General features: G+C 70.6%; 16 protein-coding genes. 6 read left to right on the top strand and 10 right to left on the bottom strand.

Annotation, left to right across the window (positions count from 1 at the left end):
• Positions 1 to 110: 110 nt before the first annotated feature.
• Positions 111 to 1289 carry a hypothetical protein gene (locus D452_RS0111140; RefSeq protein WP_017544228.1) on the top strand — a complete coding sequence of 393 codons (1179 nt, stop codon included), beginning with the start codon at positions 111 to 113 and terminating at the stop codon, positions 1287 to 1289.
• A gap of 176 nt (positions 1290 to 1465) precedes the next feature.
• Here the strand turns inward: D452_RS0111140 and bldC are convergent, their stop codons facing one another.
• Entirely contained in the window at positions 1466 to 1669 is a 204-nt protein-coding gene (bldC, locus tag D452_RS0111135; protein ID WP_013155387.1) for a developmental transcriptional regulator BldC, read from the bottom strand.
• Positions 1670 to 2385: 716 nt separating this feature from the next.
• Positions 2386 to 3219 carry a hypothetical protein gene (locus tag D452_RS0111130; protein ID WP_017544227.1) on the bottom strand — a complete coding sequence of 278 codons (834 nt, stop codon included), beginning with the start codon at positions 3217 to 3219 and terminating at the stop codon, positions 2386 to 2388.
• A 253-nt stretch (positions 3220 to 3472) separates the two neighbouring features.
• Here D452_RS0111130 and D452_RS0111125 point away from each other — a divergent pair, with 253 nt between their 5' ends.
• A complete protein-coding gene (locus D452_RS0111125; protein ID WP_017544226.1) occupies positions 3473 to 3700 on the top strand; it encodes a DUF3073 domain-containing protein in 228 nt (75 codons plus the stop codon).
• A 170-nt stretch (positions 3701 to 3870) separates the two neighbouring features.
• On the opposite strand, the gene purM is transcribed toward D452_RS0111125, so the two are convergent.
• The 3 genes from purM to D452_RS0111110 all read right to left on the bottom strand — a co-directional run bounded on the left by purM (position 3871) and on the right by D452_RS0111110 (position 7073).
• A complete protein-coding gene (gene purM / locus D452_RS0111120; RefSeq protein WP_017544225.1) occupies positions 3871 to 4935 on the bottom strand; it encodes a phosphoribosylformylglycinamidine cyclo-ligase in 1065 nt (354 codons plus the stop codon).
• A gap of 132 nt (positions 4936 to 5067) precedes the next feature.
• Positions 5068 to 6564 (bottom strand): amidophosphoribosyltransferase, encoded by a 1497-nt coding sequence (purF, locus tag D452_RS0111115; RefSeq protein ID WP_017544224.1) that lies wholly within the window; start codon positions 6562 to 6564, stop codon positions 5068 to 5070.
• A gap of 44 nt (positions 6565 to 6608) precedes the next feature.
• The gene (locus D452_RS0111110; protein ID WP_026129195.1) at positions 6609 to 7073 is read right to left on the bottom strand and encodes a sterol carrier family protein; all 465 of its coding nucleotides are present in this window, start codon (positions 7071 to 7073) and stop codon (positions 6609 to 6611) included.
• Between the two features lie 454 nt (positions 7074 to 7527).
• Between D452_RS0111110 and D452_RS0111105 the strand changes: the two genes are divergently transcribed.
• Positions 7528 to 8145 carry a DUF47 domain-containing protein gene (locus D452_RS0111105; RefSeq protein ID WP_017544221.1) on the top strand — a complete coding sequence of 206 codons (618 nt, stop codon included), beginning with the start codon at positions 7528 to 7530 and terminating at the stop codon, positions 8143 to 8145.
• A 24-nt stretch (positions 8146 to 8169) separates the two neighbouring features.
• On the opposite strand, the gene D452_RS0111100 is transcribed toward D452_RS0111105, so the two are convergent.
• The gene (locus D452_RS0111100; RefSeq protein ID WP_017544220.1) at positions 8170 to 9720 is read right to left on the bottom strand and encodes a PucR family transcriptional regulator; all 1551 of its coding nucleotides are present in this window, start codon (positions 9718 to 9720) and stop codon (positions 8170 to 8172) included.
• Between the two features lie 163 nt (positions 9721 to 9883).
• Here D452_RS0111100 and D452_RS0111095 point away from each other — a divergent pair, with 163 nt between their 5' ends.
• From D452_RS0111095 to D452_RS0111085, 3 genes are all read left to right on the top strand, one after another.
• A complete protein-coding gene (locus D452_RS0111095) occupies positions 9884 to 11143 on the top strand; it encodes an NAD(P)/FAD-dependent oxidoreductase (protein WP_017544219.1) in 1260 nt (419 codons plus the stop codon).
• Between the two features lie 79 nt (positions 11144 to 11222).
• Complete coding sequence (locus tag D452_RS0111090; protein WP_017544218.1) at positions 11223 to 11675, top strand: GreA/GreB family elongation factor; 453 nt, start codon at positions 11223 to 11225, stop codon at positions 11673 to 11675.
• An 87-nt stretch (positions 11676 to 11762) separates the two neighbouring features.
• Positions 11763 to 12182 (top strand): PaaI family thioesterase, encoded by a 420-nt coding sequence (locus tag D452_RS0111085; RefSeq protein ID WP_017544217.1) that lies wholly within the window; start codon positions 11763 to 11765, stop codon positions 12180 to 12182.
• On the opposite strand, the gene D452_RS0111080 is transcribed toward D452_RS0111085, so the two are convergent.
• From D452_RS0111080 to pstC, 4 genes are read right to left on the bottom strand one after another with little or no spacing between them, the layout of a single operon-like run.
• Positions 12169 to 13134, bottom strand: a complete 966-nt coding sequence (locus D452_RS0111080) for a nucleoside hydrolase (RefSeq protein WP_017544216.1) — start codon at positions 13132 to 13134, stop codon at positions 12169 to 12171. The genes D452_RS0111085 and D452_RS0111080 overlap by 14 nt on opposite strands.
• Positions 13134 to 13913 (bottom strand): phosphate ABC transporter ATP-binding protein PstB, encoded by a 780-nt coding sequence (gene pstB / locus D452_RS0111075; RefSeq protein ID WP_017544215.1) that lies wholly within the window; start codon positions 13911 to 13913, stop codon positions 13134 to 13136. The genes D452_RS0111080 and pstB overlap by 1 nt, the downstream gene beginning before the upstream one ends.
• Before the next feature lie 15 nt (positions 13914 to 13928).
• The gene (pstA, locus tag D452_RS0111070) at positions 13929 to 15008 is read right to left on the bottom strand and encodes a phosphate ABC transporter permease PstA (RefSeq protein ID WP_017544214.1); all 1080 of its coding nucleotides are present in this window, start codon (positions 15006 to 15008) and stop codon (positions 13929 to 13931) included.
• Positions 15005 to 15970, bottom strand: a complete 966-nt coding sequence (gene pstC / locus D452_RS0111065) for a phosphate ABC transporter permease subunit PstC (protein WP_017544213.1) — start codon at positions 15968 to 15970, stop codon at positions 15005 to 15007. Before pstC ends, pstA begins: the two co-directional genes overlap by 4 nt.
• Positions 15971 to 16111 lie beyond the last annotated feature (141 nt).

Below are 16111 nucleotides of genomic sequence, written 5' to 3'. Positions count from 1 at the left end.
CCAGGCCGGTCGGAACACCCCGCTCCGCCGCGACAGCGCCGGGGCGGGACCGGCCCCAGGGCCGGTCATCCCCCAGAAACAACAGGAGTGTTGTGGTGACTCCCGCCAGAATGTCCGCTCGCCGCCTCCTGGCGGGTGGCGCCCTCTTCGCCGCCCTCGGCGCGCTCGGGGTCGTGTCCGCGCTCCCCGCCTCGGCCGACCAGCTGGTCTGGGCCAACGCACAGGCCTGGGTCGGCGACGGCGACCTCGTCTCGGGGTACTCCACCGCGATCAGCTTCGGCGGTGAGACCGAGGACGAGGCCGGGGCCGACCCCGTCGCGGGAGCACTGGCCGAGTTCACGCGGGTCGAGGGGGAGAGCCGCACCCTGGTCAACGACAGGGGGGCCCTGGCCCAGTCGGTGGTGGAGAGCGCGACGGTCCGGATCGGTGTCGACGACCTGATCGGCCTCGGCATGATCGACCCGGTCGACCCCCCGGACACCGAGGCGGAGGAGACCCCCTCGGAGGTGCCGGAGGCGGAGACCGAGCCGCCGGCTGGGGAAGCTGACGGGGACGGTCCGGCCGAGGAAGGGGAGCCCGGCGCTCCGGGACCCCGCTCACCGGACCGGCCCACTCCGGACACGCCCTTCCAGGACCCCTCGGAGGAGCCCGGCGCCACGCCCACCGAGGAGGACGTGGTGGCCTTGGGCGAAGGGGATTCCGAGACCGTCTCCTCCGACGCCAACGCGGTCGAGTTCACGCTCAGGGACGTGCGGACCAGCGCTGCGGCGGCCTACGACGGTGCGACGGAGACGTCCTTCGAGTACGGGGAACTGACGGCCTTCGGCGAACCGGTGGTGGACTTCGACGGAGACCACCTGGTGGAGGAGACCCTGGAGATCCTCGACGAGAAGGGTGGGACGCTGGCCGAGGTGCCCGTCAGCGTCCGCTTCGTGGCCAGCTCCGACGCCTTCGACGACGAGGACGAGGACTGGGAGGGCGAGGGTGTGCGCTCCTCGCTCTCGGTGTTGGTCCAGGTGGGCGACCCCGAACAGGCGCGGGCGTTCGCGGTGGACTTCGCGGACGCCTGGGCGATCGGCTCCACCCACATCGCGCCGGACGCGCCCGGTGAGGGGGAGCGTGGCGAGGGGGAACGGGAGACGGCGGCGGCGAGCCAGCGGCTGGCCACCACCGGGAGTTCCCTCGCGGCGCTGGTCACCGCCGCGGTGGTGGCGGTCGGCGGCGGGGCCACGGCGACGTTCCTCGCGCGCAAGCGGACCACGGCCATGGACGACCAGATCGAGGACTGACAGTGACCGGGACCCCCGGCCGGTGGCCGTGGGTGACCGGGTCCGCCGAGTCGTGTGGGGCGGGTGGTGGGTGAGGGAGGGCGGGCCACCCCGTCTGGGTGGCCCGCCCTGAGAAATCTGTCAGCAGCCGGAGCGCGTCCAGCCGTTCCCCCCGGAATCGGCACAGACCGGGGAGATCACTCCGTGCGCTGGCTGGGGATTCCGGCCAGCAGGGCGCGGACCTCGGTCTCGCGGTAGCGGCGGTGGCCACCCAAGGTGCGGATAGAGGTCAGCTTGCCCGCCTTGGCCCAGCGTGTCACGGTCTTGGGGTCAACGCGGAACATGGTGGCAACCTCGGCGGGGGTCAACAGGGGCTCCGCCTCGGGCGTGCGAGTCGACATGTGTACGGCCTCTCCTCCTGGATCTGTGTGCCGATCCTTGAGCCTGATTCCTGGCACTTGGCCCGGATGTCCAATAGTCCCACTTGAGTCCTATTGATATCACCCGAGGTGTTTGCGCGACCACTCCAAGCAACTTTGCACGTGGGAGGCCGTTGAAAGCCGCCCGTGGCCGCGTCACGCTAAGTGATTCTAGCGACACGTTTAGTGGCATGTGGCGTATTCGGTCAAAACTTCGTTCTCGGGCCTCGTTTTTCTCGATCCGGAGAATCCGAAGTGCTAGGGCGGGGCTGACCGAAACCCGGGGGCCGGGCCTGGGGGAGGAGGGTGCGGGCCCCTGGTCGGTCGCGTTCGGGACGGGATGGTGCGGGGAGGTGCGTGTGGCGCCGGTCCGCTGCGCCCGAGGGGTCGGGGCACGCGGATCCCCGGCGTGGTAAGGCTTTCCTGGTTACTCTGAGTGCTCTCTGTGTTCGGCTCGCTACAGTCTACGCCGATCCCTATCGGGCGTTATGCCCAGTTTCACGGCGCTTGGTGGAGTGTTCTCGTCAGGCGGTCCCGCCCGCCGTCGTCACGTGCGAAAAGACGGATTCGTGCGACTGAGAAACCTGGTGTACCAGGTTGGGACACGGCGTGGCGGCTCCCCCTCAAGGTCCGGACCCCGGTAGGGATGGCGACAGGGTGCGTGAAGTGTCCATGAAAGTTCGACGGAGTCATGACCGTCAGTTGGCGTGCTCCAGGGCGCGCACCGACCTCCAGCGCCGGGTGAGTCGTCCGCGCAGTTCCTTCACCCGCGACCCCTCGCCCTTGGCGAGCGCCTCCACGGCCTGGGACACCTCGGCCACGGAGTGGTCCTCGCTCAGGTGCTCGTCGCTCAGCAGGTGCGGTAGTCCCCCGTAGTCCAGTTCGAGCAGGGAATCGGGGTGGGCGGTCGTGGCCAGCCACTCCGTGAGCTGCTCGGCCGAGGTGGAGACCGCGTGCTCCCCGACACGCTCACGCAGGACGGCGGCGGTGTGGTCGAGTCGACGCCTGGCCTGCGCGGTCCTGGTCAGGTAGAGCAGGGTCCTGGTGGGTCCGGCGGAGAGGACCAGGCAGCGCTCCTGCGGTTCGAAGGCGACGAACCACGGGATCGGGATCGTCCAGTTGCTCGACAGGATCCCCGGTTGTGCCAGCGCCCCGGAGTCGCGCCACTGCCGGTACCCCGTCTCGGCGCGGTCGGCCTCCCGCGCGGGGACGAACGCCTCGACCAGCGGCCGCGGCATGGACTCCGCGAACTCGCCGAACGCGCGCCAGGAACGCAGGCGGGTCTGCCAGGGGCAGACGTATAACCGCTCGCTGACCCGTCGCAGGTAGGCGTTCCCGCTTTCCTCGGCGGGGGCGACCACCGGCGGGGTCGTGATGACCCTGCTCAGACTCTCCGCGTGCTCCGCGGCCAGAGCGTTCACGCGTTTGGGCCGATCCGCGGACTCCGCGTACCCCTCCCAGTACCTTCGGTCACGAGGGGAGAAGGCCGTGATCGGCTGGTAGACGCGCAGATAGGCGGTGTAGGGCAGCACGATCGCATCGTGGCACAGATCGTTCCGTCTGGCACTCACCGTGAGAACGGCCAGGCTGGAAGGGGTTCCGTGCGCACACCACATCCGTCACACCCGGGTGGCGTAGGCACGGTGGGGTCCGACCAGGTACGGTTGTATGTGTACGTAAGCTGGCGCCAGACGTCAGTCGCGTTTGACGGCCGTCAGCCTGGTAGTGCGGGTTAGTAAGTGATCTGGGGTTCGTCGGAACCCAATCGTTGAGGGGGTCGAGCCAATGGGGCGCGGCCGAGCCAAGGCCAAGCAGCAGAAGGTCGCCCGGAAGCTCAAGTACAGCTCCGGTGGGACCGACCTTGAGCGGCTGCGGTCGGAGCTGGGTGTCGCTGAGGACGAGGGGTCTCCCTCCGGGCCGTCGGGTCCGGACGATTCCTACACGGAACCTCAGGACGACCTGGTCGACCGCTACGCGGATCTTGCCGACAAGTACTCGGACTCCGACAAGTAGACGTCGGAACCGGTCGAGACTTTCGGGTCGCTCGGACAACAACCGCTGACCTGTAGCGGTCACGGCTCCCCGTCGGGGGGTCGTCGCGGACAGGTGGATATAGCCGGTGCGAACCACTGCGGTGGTTCGCACCGGCTATGTTCGCGTCCTTCGGGCGCGAACCGGCCCGCCTAGCCGTTCCGATACTCGCCGTTCAACACGGCCAGTCCGGAACCGCCCTTCACCACGCCCAGGCGCCAGGCCTCCACGCCGCGCCCGGCCAGCACGCTCAGCGCACGATCGGCGTCGTCCTCGGCGACGATCGCCACCATGCCCACGCCCATGTTGAACGTGGCCTCCATGTCCTCGCGGCTGACCGAGCCCTTCTCCGCCAGGTAGCCGAAGACCGGCGACGGCGCCCACGTGGAGCGGTCCAGCTCGGCGTCCAGGCCCTCCGGCAGCGACCGGGACAGGTTCGCGGCCAGTCCGCCACCGGTGATGTGCGAGTACGCGTGCACCTCGACCTCGGAGGTCAGCGCCACGCAGTCCTTCGCGTAGACACGGGTCGGGGTGAGCAGCACCTCGCCCAGGACACCGCCCAGTTCGGGGGCCTCCGAGTACAGGTCCAGGTCGGCCTGGTCCACGATGTGGCGGATGAGCGAGTAGCCGTTGGAGTGCGGGCCCGAGGAGGCCATCGCGATCACGGCGTCGCCCTCGCGTACCCGGTCCGGGCCCAGGATGGCGTCGCCCTCGACCACACCCGTGCCGGCGCCGGCCAGGTCGTACTCCTCCGGGTCCATCGCACCCGGGTGCTCGGCGGTCTCGCCGCCGATGAGCGCGCACCCCGCCTGGTGGCAGCCCTCGGCGATGCCTCCCACGATCTCCGCCACCCGCTCGGGCACCACGGCGCCGGTCGCGATGTAGTCGGTCATGAAGAGGGGCTCGGCTCCGCTGACGACCAGGTCGTCGACGACCATCCCCACCAGGTCGATACCGATGGTGTCGTGCTTGTCCATCTGCTGGGCGAGCATGACCTTGGTACCGACGCCGTCGGTGGAGGTGGCCAGGACCGGGTCCCTGTACCTGGCCGTGTCCAGACGGAACAGGCCGGCGAAACCACTGGCGTCGGTGACCTGCTCGGGTCGGCGGGTGCGCGCGACGTGACGCTTCATCAGGTCGACGGCGCGCTCACCGGCGGCGATGTCGACGCCCGCGGCCGCGTACGCGCCCGTCGCCCCTGTGCTGTCGGCTGCCACGCGAGTTCTCCTCGTGTTCGGTGTGTGCGGTGTTCGCTGCTGTGCGAGCCTCCGGGCCCCGTCCCAGGGCACGCCGGAGGATCCGGAAGGGTGGTCCCGCCGGACGCGGCGAGCCGTGGCCCGCCGCGCGCGTTACTTGTGGCTGGTGGCCAGAGTGGAGCCCTCGGGGGTGCCGCAGGCCTTCTCCAACAGGTACTTGCCCTGGGCGTCGGAGTCGACCTCCAACGGGTAGACCCCGTCGAAACAGGCCCGGCACAGCTGGTCCTTGGGCTGCTCGGAGGCGGCGATGAGCTCCTCCAGGTCCACGTAGGCCAGCGAGTCCGCGTTGACCGACTCGGCGATCTCCTCCACCGACAGGTTCGCGGCGATGAGCTCGGCGCGGGTGGCGAAGTCGATGCCGTAGTAGCAGGGCCAGAGCACGGGCGGGCTGGAGATGCGCACGTGCACCTCGGCGGCGCCCGCGTCGCGCAGCATCCGGACCAGAGCCCGCTGGGTGTTGCCGCGCACGATCGAGTCGTCCACGACCACCAGGCGACGGCCCTCGATGACCTCCCGCAGCGGGTTCAGCTTGAGCCGGATGCCCAGCTGGCGCAGGGTCTGGCTGGGCTGGATGAACGTGCGCCCCACGTAGGAGTTCTTCACCAGGCCCTGGGCGAACGGGATGCCGCTCGCCTCCGCGTAACCCACCGCGGCGGGCGTGCCGGACTCCGGGACCGGGATCACGAGGTCGGCCTCGACCGGGTGCTCCTTCGCCAGGCGGCGGCCCACCTCCACCCGGGTGGAGTTCACGTTGCGCCCGTTGATGGTGGTGTCCGGGCGGGCGAGGTAGACGTACTCGAACAGGCAGCCCTTGCGCTTGGCCGGGGCGAAGCGGCTGGAACGGACCCCGTCGCCGTCGATCACCAGGAGTTCGCCGGGTTCGATCTCGCGGACCACCTTGGCGCCCACGATGTCCAGGGCGGCGGTCTCACTGGCCACCACCCACCCGCCGGAGCCGGAGTTCTCGCCGAGGCGGCCCAGCACGAACGGGCGGATGCCCTGTGGGTCACGCGCGGCGAAGAGGGTGTTCTCGTCCATGAAGACGAGGGAGAAGGCGCCCCGCACCTGGGGAAGCAGCTCCAGCGCCGCGTCCTCAAGGGAGAGCCCCTCCCTGGCGCGCGCCGCGAGGAGGTTGGTGAGCACCTCGGTGTCGGTGGTCGCGTCCCGGCGCTGGTCGGGAAGCATCGCGGCCAGTGCCGGGGTGTTGATCAGGTTGCCGTTGTGGCCGAGCGCCAGACCCCCCTCACGCGCGGTGTAGAAGGTCGGCTGGGCGTTCTCCCACACCGGTGAACCGGTGGTGGAGTAACGGCAGTGGCCGATCGCGAGGTGGCCCTTCAGGGAATCGAGCGTCGCCTCGTTGAAGACCTGGGAGACCAGTCCCATGTCCTTGTAGACGACGATCCGTTCCCCGTCGCTCGTGGCGATGCCCGCGGATTCCTGCCCGCGGTGCTGGAGCGCGTAGAGGCCGAAGTAGGTGAGCTTGCTGACTTCTTCGCCGGGTGCCCAGACCCCGAAGACGCCGCAAGCGTCCTGCGGGCCGCGTTCGAGCGGATCGAGGTCCATGGAGAGCCGGCCGTCGGAGTACGACACACGCACAGCTTAGCCGCTGGCCGATGCGGGGTGGTCCCTCGGGGTCAGACAGACCCCTGGCCCGCCCCCTCTTCCGGCCACAGCGGCAGGTGGGAGGACAGGTCGGAGCGCACACCGCTGGCGCGGACGCCGTGGTCGTGCAGGGCCCCGCCCCACTCGGCCGCGCCCACGGCCAGCCTCAGCCACGTCAGGGGGTCGGTCTCGACGACCCCCGGCGGGGTCCCCCTTGTGTGCGTGGGCCCCTCGATCACCTGGACCGCGCCGTACGGAGGGACGCGCACCTCCAGGCTGCGGCCCGGGGCCCGGTCCGCCAGGACCGCCAGAGTGCACCTGACGGCGGCCTTCAGTGCGGGACGGTGCGGCTCCTCGGCGCGCAGGACCGCCCACGCGGCCGCGGCGACGGCCTCCTCGTCGGTGCCGGCGAAGGCGGGTTCGCCCAGGGCGGAGAGCTGGTCGTCCAGGGCGGTGCGCAACCGGCGCGCGGCGCTCGGCGTCAGGGCTGAAGGCATGCACGAGATCCTAGGCGGGGCCGACGACGGAAGCGGGTTCGCCGAGGTCACGGCCCTGGCGCCCGGAGAGTGAGGAAGGTGGACGCGAGGGGTGCTTGTTATTACGGGTCAATGGACCGATGGTGGATATCGGGGGTTTCAGCAGGAACTGTCCGCCGGTCTTCGGACGATCGAGTGATTCGTGTCTCAACGCCCCGCTGGCCAGGGGGGAGCGGGACACGGTAGCGTCCCGAACCGTCCCGGTGTCGTCCGAGATTGGGAGGATTGCGAGGGGACCCGCGCAGATGGCGATCCACGCGTCGACACAGACAGACGAACGAGGGGTGACCATACCCGGACCCGCCTCCCCCGACCGGGGTCCGGACGTGCGGTATCCCGCACTGTCGCGCTGAAGCAGCTGGTCAGCGCCCTTAACATCCACCAAGGAAGACCACCGCACCATCGGGAGAACGACGTGCGCCTGCGCTTGCGCCCGCGTGATGACAGTTACTACGAGCTGTTCACCGACTCGGCGAACAACCTGGTCATCGGAGCCCGCCTGCTGGTGGAGCTGATGAGCGACGGGGCCGACAGGGAGGCCATCACCGAGAAGATGCGTGCTTGTGAGCACGCCGGTGACGACGCCACCCACGCGATCATGCGCCGACTCAACAAGAGCTCGGCGCCTCCCCTGCACCGTGAGGACATCTACCGCCTGGCCTCCAACCTGGACGACGTCATCGACTCGATGGAGGCGGCCGTCGACCTCATCAACCTGTACGGGCTGGAACAGCTGCCCAAGGGCATCATCGACCAGATCGAGGTGCTGGAGCGGGCCGCCGAGCTCACCGCCGAGGCCATGCCCCGTCTGCGGAGTATGCGGGACCTCACCCGCTACTGGATCGAGATCAACCAGCTGGAGAACCAGGCCGACCGCATCTACCGCAAGCTGCTGGCGAAGCTCTTCAGCGGCGAGTACGACGCCCTGACCGTGCTCAAGCTCAAGGACGTCATCGAGGAGCTGGAGACCGCCGCCGACGCCTTCGAACACGTCGCCAACACGGTGGAGACCATCGTGGTGAAGAACGGGTAGCCGGGTCTGGGCGGGCCCCGCGCCTCACCCCCCGGGCGCGTAGGCCTCCAGCGCGATGGCCAGGGCCAGCCGCATGCCGGGCTGGTCCAGGCCGAGCGGCGTCACCTCGGCCATCCTCCGCATCCGGTGCCGGACGGTGTTGGGATGCACCCCCAGCTCTTCGGCCGCCGCCGCGGGGTCGCCCTGGGCCCGCAGCCATGCGCGCAGGGTGCGGGCGTGGTCCGTGCCGTGCTCGGCGTCGTGCCGGGTCAGGACGGCCACCGGGCCGTCTGCGGGGCGGCGGCCCGACGCCGAGGCCATGCGCAGGCGGTGGATGAGCACGTCGCCCCACGACTCGTCGTAGGCCACCGCCGCTCCCTCGGGCCGGGCCGCGTGCAGGGTGAGGCTCTCGTCCGCCTCCCTGCGGCTCGCGGCCAGACCGGCGAGGTCCGCGGGGGCGCCGATCCCCGCGTTCACCACCACGTGCGCCGGCAGACCGCGGGTGGTCTCCGAGACCCACGCGCGGGCCGGTGCGGGGTCGTCCCCGCAGGGCAGGACCGTGTAGACGGTGCTCCCGAACACCGTGCTCCGCCCCTGGCGTGACCAGCCGAAACCGGTGGTGGCCCGTTCGAAGGTCATGAGGGTGGCGGAGTGGCGTTCGTCGGGCGTGTGCGCCTGGAGGGCGACCACCCGGTGCGGGGCGGCGGCCAGCCCCAGGCGCCCGGCGGCCTCGGTGGGGTCCATCGCGCCCTCCATCAGACGACTCACCAGATCCGACTCCACCTGGCGTTCCAGGTCCGCGCTGACCCTCGTGCGCAGCAGGTGCAGCGCCACCGTGCGGGCTCCCTCGGCCAGCAGGGCCGAGCGCTCGGCGTCCAGCGGGTCCGCACAGGCAGCCCAGAGCGACCCCAGGAACTCCCGACCCACGCGGACCGCCACCGCCGTGCGGCCGCCCAGCCCGAGACCCGGCTCCGGCGGAAGGTACACGGGGTCGGCGGACGAGGCCAGGTGTGCGACGACCCCGGTGGCCTCCAGATGGCGCTGGAGCGCCTCGGGGACCCCGCGCCCCAGGATGGTGTCCCAGCGGGCCTGGTCGGCCTCTGACTGGCGGTTCGAGTACGCGAGGACGCGCAGACGGGGGTCCTCGATGGTCACGGGCCCGCCGACCCGCGCGGCGATCGTGTCCGCGAGCGCGGGGAGGTCGGCGGGGCCTCTGCCCGCCTCGGTCTCCCCGCCCTCCAGCACCAGCCCGTAGACCACCCCGGCGACCTGGCCCCAGGACACCGAGGGGTCCACCGTGAGCAGGGCGATCCCCTGGTCCCCGGCCCGGGCGGCAGCCTCGCCGTGCGGGTCCACCCCGCCCTCTCGCACGATCCGCACCACCACGGCCAGGGACCGGGAGCGCTCGGCCAGCTCGACCGCGTGGAGCGGGTCCTGGACGCCCACAGCGAGCAGGACGTCGGCCTCCTCAGGGCCGGGGTCGGCCGGGTCGTGCACCGCGACCCCGCGCAGCACCGTGTCCGGGGCGGGACGTGGGCCGACCAGCCGGGTTCCGTACGTGCCGAGGATGGTGACCAGCCGGTCCAGCAACACCATCGAAGCCACTCCCTTGGACGTGGAACGCTCACGTTGTGTGATCTCCACATGAGCGTACGCCGAGATTGTCCGGCGCGGACAAAGGATGCCGTGCGCTTACGGGAGAGACTCTGGTCGGGTGCGGCACCGCACCCGCCGTCCAGCATGCACAGGAGAACTCGCCATGTCCGGGAAGGGCGCGGGCGCACCGCGTACCGTCATCGTCGTCGGGGCCGGGATCGTCGGTCTCTCGACCGCCTGGTTCCTCCAGAAGTACGGGGTCGGCGTCACCGTGGTCGAACGCGACACGGTGGCCTCGGGTTCGTCCTGGGGCAACGCGGGCTGGATCTCGCCCGGTCTGGCCATCCCGCTCAACGAGCCGGGTGTGCTCGGCAACGGCCTGAAGGCCCTGTTCGACCCGCGGGCCCCGCTGTCCGTCCCGCCCACCACGGACACCGGACTCCTGCACTTCCTGGCCTCGTTCGTCCTGAACAGCGGTCAGCGGACCTGGGAGCGGGCGCTGCGCGGCAACGTGCCGCTCAGCTCCGCCTGCCTGGACGCCTTCGAGGAGCTCGCCGAGGGAGGCGTGTCCGCGAAGGTCGAGTCATCCCCGATCACCGCGCTGTTCACCTCCAGGAAGCACGCCGCCCGGCTGCTCATGGAGCTGGACACCGCCCGCGACGCCGGTCTGCCGCTGACCTACTCGGCGCTCGAGGGCGAGGCCGCCCGCGCGGGTGTCCCGCTCGCCTCCAAACAGGTGCGGGCGGGCGTGCGCATCGACGGGCAGCGGTACGTCAACCCCGGGGTGTACACCCACGCGCTCGCGGACTCCGTGCGCGAACGCGGCGGGAGCGTGGTCGAGGAGTTCCGCGTCACCAAGGTGGAGGCCGCCCGCGACGGCGGGTTCCGGCTGCACTCCGCGCACGGCGAGACCGAGACCGGCGACGCGGTCGTGGTGGCCACGGGGGCGTGGCTGGGCCGACAGTCCCGGCCGTGGGGCGTCAACGTGCCGCTGCGCGCCGGACGCGGCTACAGCTTCATGGTCCCCACGGAGCGCATCGTCCCCGGCCCGGTCTACCTGCCCGAGGTCCGGGTGGCCTGCACGCCGCACGGTGAGGGGCTGCGCGTGGCCGGAACCATGGAGTTCCGCGCCATCGACGCACCCTTCCGCGCGGAGCGGGTCCGGGCGATCACCGAGTCGGCCGCGCCCTACCTGGACGGGGTCGACCTGAACAAGCGCACCGACGAGTGGGTGGGCTCCAGACCGGTCACCTCGGACGGCCTGCCCCTGATCGGGCGGACCGACGTGCCGGGGCTCTACGTGGCGGGCGGGCACGGCATGTGGGGGCTCACCCACGGGCCCGTCACCGGGCGCCTCCTGGCGCGCACGGTCGCCACCGGCGCACCGTCCCCGGCACTGCGCCCCTTCGACCCCACCCGCTGAGGTTCGTTCGACGAAACCCAGCAGGTCCCGTCCGCGCCCCGCCGAACCCCGGCGGGGCGCCTTCGTACAAGGAGACCCCATGACGAACCGCACCTGGCTGACCCCGGGCACCCACCAACGCCTCACCGCCGAACTGGCGGTCCTCACCGGCACGTCCGCTCCCGGAACCGGGGGCTTCCCCCTCATCGAGGACAAGGACGCCCGTGAGACCCGTGTCAACCGCATCCAGGAGATCCTCAGGGACGCGGTCATCGGCGAGGCCCCTCCGGACGACGGCATCGCCGAGCCCGGCATGGTCGTCACCGTCCGCTACGGCGACGACCCCGACCCGGAGACCTTCCTGCTGGGGGTGCGCGACCGCGCGGACTCCGACGGCATGCCGGTGTGCTCGACGGAGTCGCCCCTGGGACAGGCCATCCTCGGCGCCGAGCAGGGGGAGGAGCGCACCTACACGGCACCCAACGGGCGGACACTCAGGGTGAGTCTGGTGCGCGCCGTTCCCTACGGCTCGGAGGCCGTCGAGGTTCCCTGAGTCCGGGGCGGGGTCGCTCACATCGGGATCGGCCCCGCCCCCGGACGTGGCCCTAGGGTGGCGGTACCCGCCTCAGGAAGGAAGCCCATGGCCGAGGAGATCACCCCGGAGCTCGCCAACCGCGTCCTGGCCGCCCAGCCCTTCAGCCAGCTGGTCGGGGCCCGGATCGCCGTCTTCGAGCCCGGCAGGGCCGTCCTGGAGGTCGACGTCCGCGACGAGCTCCGCCAGCAGAACGGTTTCCTGCACGGCGGGGTGCTCGCCTACGCGGCGGACAACGCGCTGACCTTCGCGGGCGGCACCGTGCTCGGCGCCTCGGTGCTCACGAGCGGGTTCTCCGTCGAGTACCTGCGGCCCGCCCGGGGACGCCTGCTCAGCGCCCGCGCCCACGTGGTGGAGTCCACCCGCCGCCGTGCGGTGTGCCGCTGCGACCTCGTGATGGTCGACGACGAGGGTTCCGAGAGGACCGTGGCGGCCGCGCAGGGCACCATCGCCCTCACCGACCGGTGATCACCCTCGGCGGCAGGGTCTCGCGGGACAGCAGGGACAGGAGGTACTCGAAGAAGCCGTCCGCGTCGATCTCCTCGATGACCCGCGCGTTGGGCTCCAGCCCGTGGACGCCCCAGGACATCGCCGAGTAGCCGCGGGTGAGCTCTCCGGCGGTCTCCACGTCCACGTGGTACGGAGAGGCCGCGAGCACCAGTTCCGGGTGGAGGAGCACGGCCGCGGTCAGCGAGTCCGGATGGGTGGTGCCGTCGATGCCCACCCTGCGGTCGAAGTCCAGGGTGGCGGCGCAGATCGTCGTGAAGAACCGGGACAGGGGCGTGTCCAGCCCGGCGATGCGGTCCAGCCGGTCCTGCCCGAACACCGCCTGCCGCAGCGTGAGCGGGTCCCAGGGCACCACAGTGACGTCGAACCCGGCGGCGAACACCGCCTTGGCGGCCTCGGGGTCCACATAGAAGTTGAACTCGGCGGCGGCCGTGATGTTGCCCCGGCCGTTGTTGGACCCGCCCATGACGTACAGGGACTTCACGTTGCCCGCGAAGTCGGGGTCCCGGACCACCGCGGCCGCGATGTTGGTGAGCGGCCCGATCGCCACGATCGACAGCTCACCGGGGTTCTCGGCGGCCATGCGCACCAGGGCGTCCACGGCGTGCTCGCCCCGGGGCTCCAGCCCGTCCTGGTCCATCGAGAGCCCGCCGGACCCGTCCCCGTGCACGTTCTCGGCGCTCACCCACTCACGCACCAGCGGACGCCGACAGCCCAGGTACACGGGCACGTCGGAGCGCCCGCCCGCGACGTTCAGCGTCATGAAGGCGTTGCGGACCTGCTGGTCGAACCCCACGTTCCCGGCCACCATCGTGACCGCCCGCAGGTCCGCCACCGGGTCCAGCAGCCCGACCAGCAGGGCCACGCAGTCGTCCTGTGCGGTGTCGGTGTCGATCACCAGGGGAACGGCCATCACCCGAACCGGCCGGTGATGTAGTTCTCGGTCTCCTTCTTCTCCGGGCGGGTGAAGATCTGGTTCGTCTCGCCCATCTCGATCAGCTTGCCGGGCTTGCCCGGGGCCGAGAGGTTGAAGAAGGCGGTCCGGTCGGAGACGCGGGCGGCCTGCTGCATGTTGTGGGTGACGATCACGATCGTGTAGTCCTCCTTCAGCTTGTGAATGAGGTCCTCGATCGCCAGCGTCGAGATGGGGTCCAGCGCCGAACAGGGCTCGTCCATGAGGAGCACGGACGGCTTCACGGCCGTGGCACGGGCGATGCACAGGCGCTGCTGCTGGCCGCCGGACAGGCCCGAGCCGGGCTTGTTCAGGCGGTCCTTGACCTCTTCCCACAGGTTGGCGCCGCGCAGCGACTCCTCGACCAGCTCGTCCGCCTCGGACTTGCTCATCCGCGTGTTGTTGAGCCTGGCCCCCGCGATCACGTTGTCGTAGATCGACATGGTGGGGAACGGGTTGGCCTTCTGGAAGACCATGCCGATCTCGCTGCGGACCATCACCGGGTCGACCTCGCGGCCGTAGATGTCGAGGTCGTCCAGGAGGACCTTGCCCTCGGCGCGGGCGCCGGGGGTGACCTCGTGCATGCGGTTCAGGGTGCGCAGGAAGGTCGACTTGCCGCAGCCGGAGGAGCCGATGAACGCCGTCACGGAGCGGGGTTCGATGGTCATGGACACGTCCTCGACCGCGAGGAAGTCGCTGTAGTAGACGTGCAGTCCGGAGACGTCGATTCGTTTCGCCACAGGGTGTTCCTCGTTTTAGCGGGTCTTGGGTGCGAAGAGGCGGCCGATCACGCGGGCCAGGACGAACAGCAGCATGACCGTCAGGACCAGCGTCAGGGCGGCGGCCCAGGCCCTCTCGTAGTTGACGGCCCCACCCATGCGGAACTGCGAGTAGATGAACACCGGCAGGCTCATCATCTGGCCGTCGAACAGGTTCCAGTTGATGGACACGGCCGACGACCCGGCGGTGAGGACCAGCGGTGCCGTCTCTCCGATAACGCGCGCGATGGCGAGCATGATTCCGGTGGTCAGCCCGGCCGCGGAGGTGGGGAGCACCACCTTGGTGATCGTGCGCCACTTGGGCACGCCCAGGGCGTAGGAGGCCTCACGCAGGTCGCGGGGGACCAGGCGGAGCATCTCCTCGCTGGAGCGGACCACGACCGGGATCATCAGCACGGCGAGGGAGATCGCGCCCGCCGCGCCGTTGGTCTTGCCGGGGCCGAACAGCATCATCCACAGCGCCACCACGAAGAGACCGGCGACGATGGACGGGATGCCGGTCATGACGTCCACGAAGAACGTGATGACCTTCTTCAGGCGGCCCTGGGCGTACTCGACCAGGTAGACGGCGGTGAGCACGCCGATCGGCACCGAGATCAGCGTGGCCATCCCGGTGATCGCCAGGGTGCCGACGATCGCGTGGTAGACGCCGCCCGCGTCCATGCTCGGCAGTACGCCGTTCATCGACACGGACAGGAAGTGGCCGTCGAACCGGTCCAGCCCGTAGCCGACCACCGTGTACAGCAGCGACACGAGAGGTGCCATGGCGAGCAGGAACGCGGAGTAGACCAGCGAGGTGACCAGGCGGTCCTTCGCCTTGCGGCCGCCCTCGATCCGCGCCGAGGCGGTCACGACGATGACCACGTAGGAGACGGCGGTGAGCAGGGCCCACAGGACCACGCCGAAGGAGGAGAAGGCGGCCAGCACGCCCGCCACCACCATCCCGCACGCGACCAGCAGAACCAGCGGGAACCGGTTGGGCAGGGCGCCGGAGCGGAGGTGGTTCCCGGCCGGGCCCGCGTCGGGGGCAGGAGGCTGCGTCGTCGTCATGCTCATGCGGACTCCTTGTTGCCCCGGGCCACGACGTAGCGGGCGCCCATGTTGACGGCCAGGGTGATCGCGAACAGCACCAGGCCCGCGGCGATCAGCGCGGACACGCCGTAGCCGGTGGCCTCCGGGTACTGGAGGGCGATGTGCGCGGCGATGGTCTGGTTGCCGCTCTGGAGCAGGTTGAAGGAGATCGCCAGGGACGGGGAGAGGATCATGGCGACGGCCATGGTCTCGCCGAGCGCGCGGCCCATGCCGAGCATGGCACCGCCGACGATGCCGGACTTGCCGAAGGGCAGGACGGCGAGGCGGATCATCTCCCAGCGGGTGGCGCCCATGGCGAGCGCGGCCTCGCGGTGGCCCTGCGGGACCTGGTGGAAAACGTCGCGGGACATCGCGGTGATGATCGGCAGGATCATCACGGCCAGGACGACGCCCGCGGTGAGCAGCGTGCGGGCGGAGGTGGAGGCGGGGCCCGCGAAGAGGGGGATCCAGCCCAGGTACTTCGTCATGCCCTCGTAGACGGGCACCAGCTGCGGGGCGAGCACCATCATGCCCCACAGGCCGTAGACCACGCTGGGGATGGCGGCGAGCAGGTCGACCAGGTAGCCGAGCGTCGTGGCGAGCCGTCGGGGCGCGTAGTAGACGATGAACAGCGCGATGCCGATCGCCACCGGCGTGGCCAGCAGGAGCGCGATCGCGGCGGCCATGACGGTACCGAAGGCCAGCGCCGCCACACCGAACGACGGGTTCTCCCGGACGTTGGCGTTCCATGACTGGTCCGTCAGGAAGTTCGAGGTGTTGGCCAGCAGTGACGGCCAGGCCTGGACCAGGAGGAAGGCGGCCACACCCGCGAGGATCAGCAGGATCAGGATCCCCGATCCCCGGGCGAGCCCGGCGAAAACGACATCGCCGATCCGGCGCTTGCCCGTGGGCGGCGGTGCCGCCTTGGGCGCGTCCGTGGTCGTCATGGATTCTCCGGTTCGGAAGTTTGTGCGGGGCTGGTCATCGGTCCGCGTCCCAGCGGGACGGCGGTGAACCACGCGGGACCCGACCGTGGTGCCAGGGCCAACGCGCGGGAAACAGCCGAACCGCGCCGATTGCGAAGGTAG

The sequence above is a fragment of the Nocardiopsis prasina DSM 43845 genome, assembly GCF_000341265.1.
In the GTDB taxonomy this organism is placed as follows: Bacteria; Actinomycetota; Actinomycetes; order Streptosporangiales; family Streptosporangiaceae; genus Nocardiopsis; species Nocardiopsis prasina.
The sequence above is the reverse complement of the archived record's forward strand: the minus strand, read 5'-3'. Positions and strand labels throughout refer to the sequence as shown.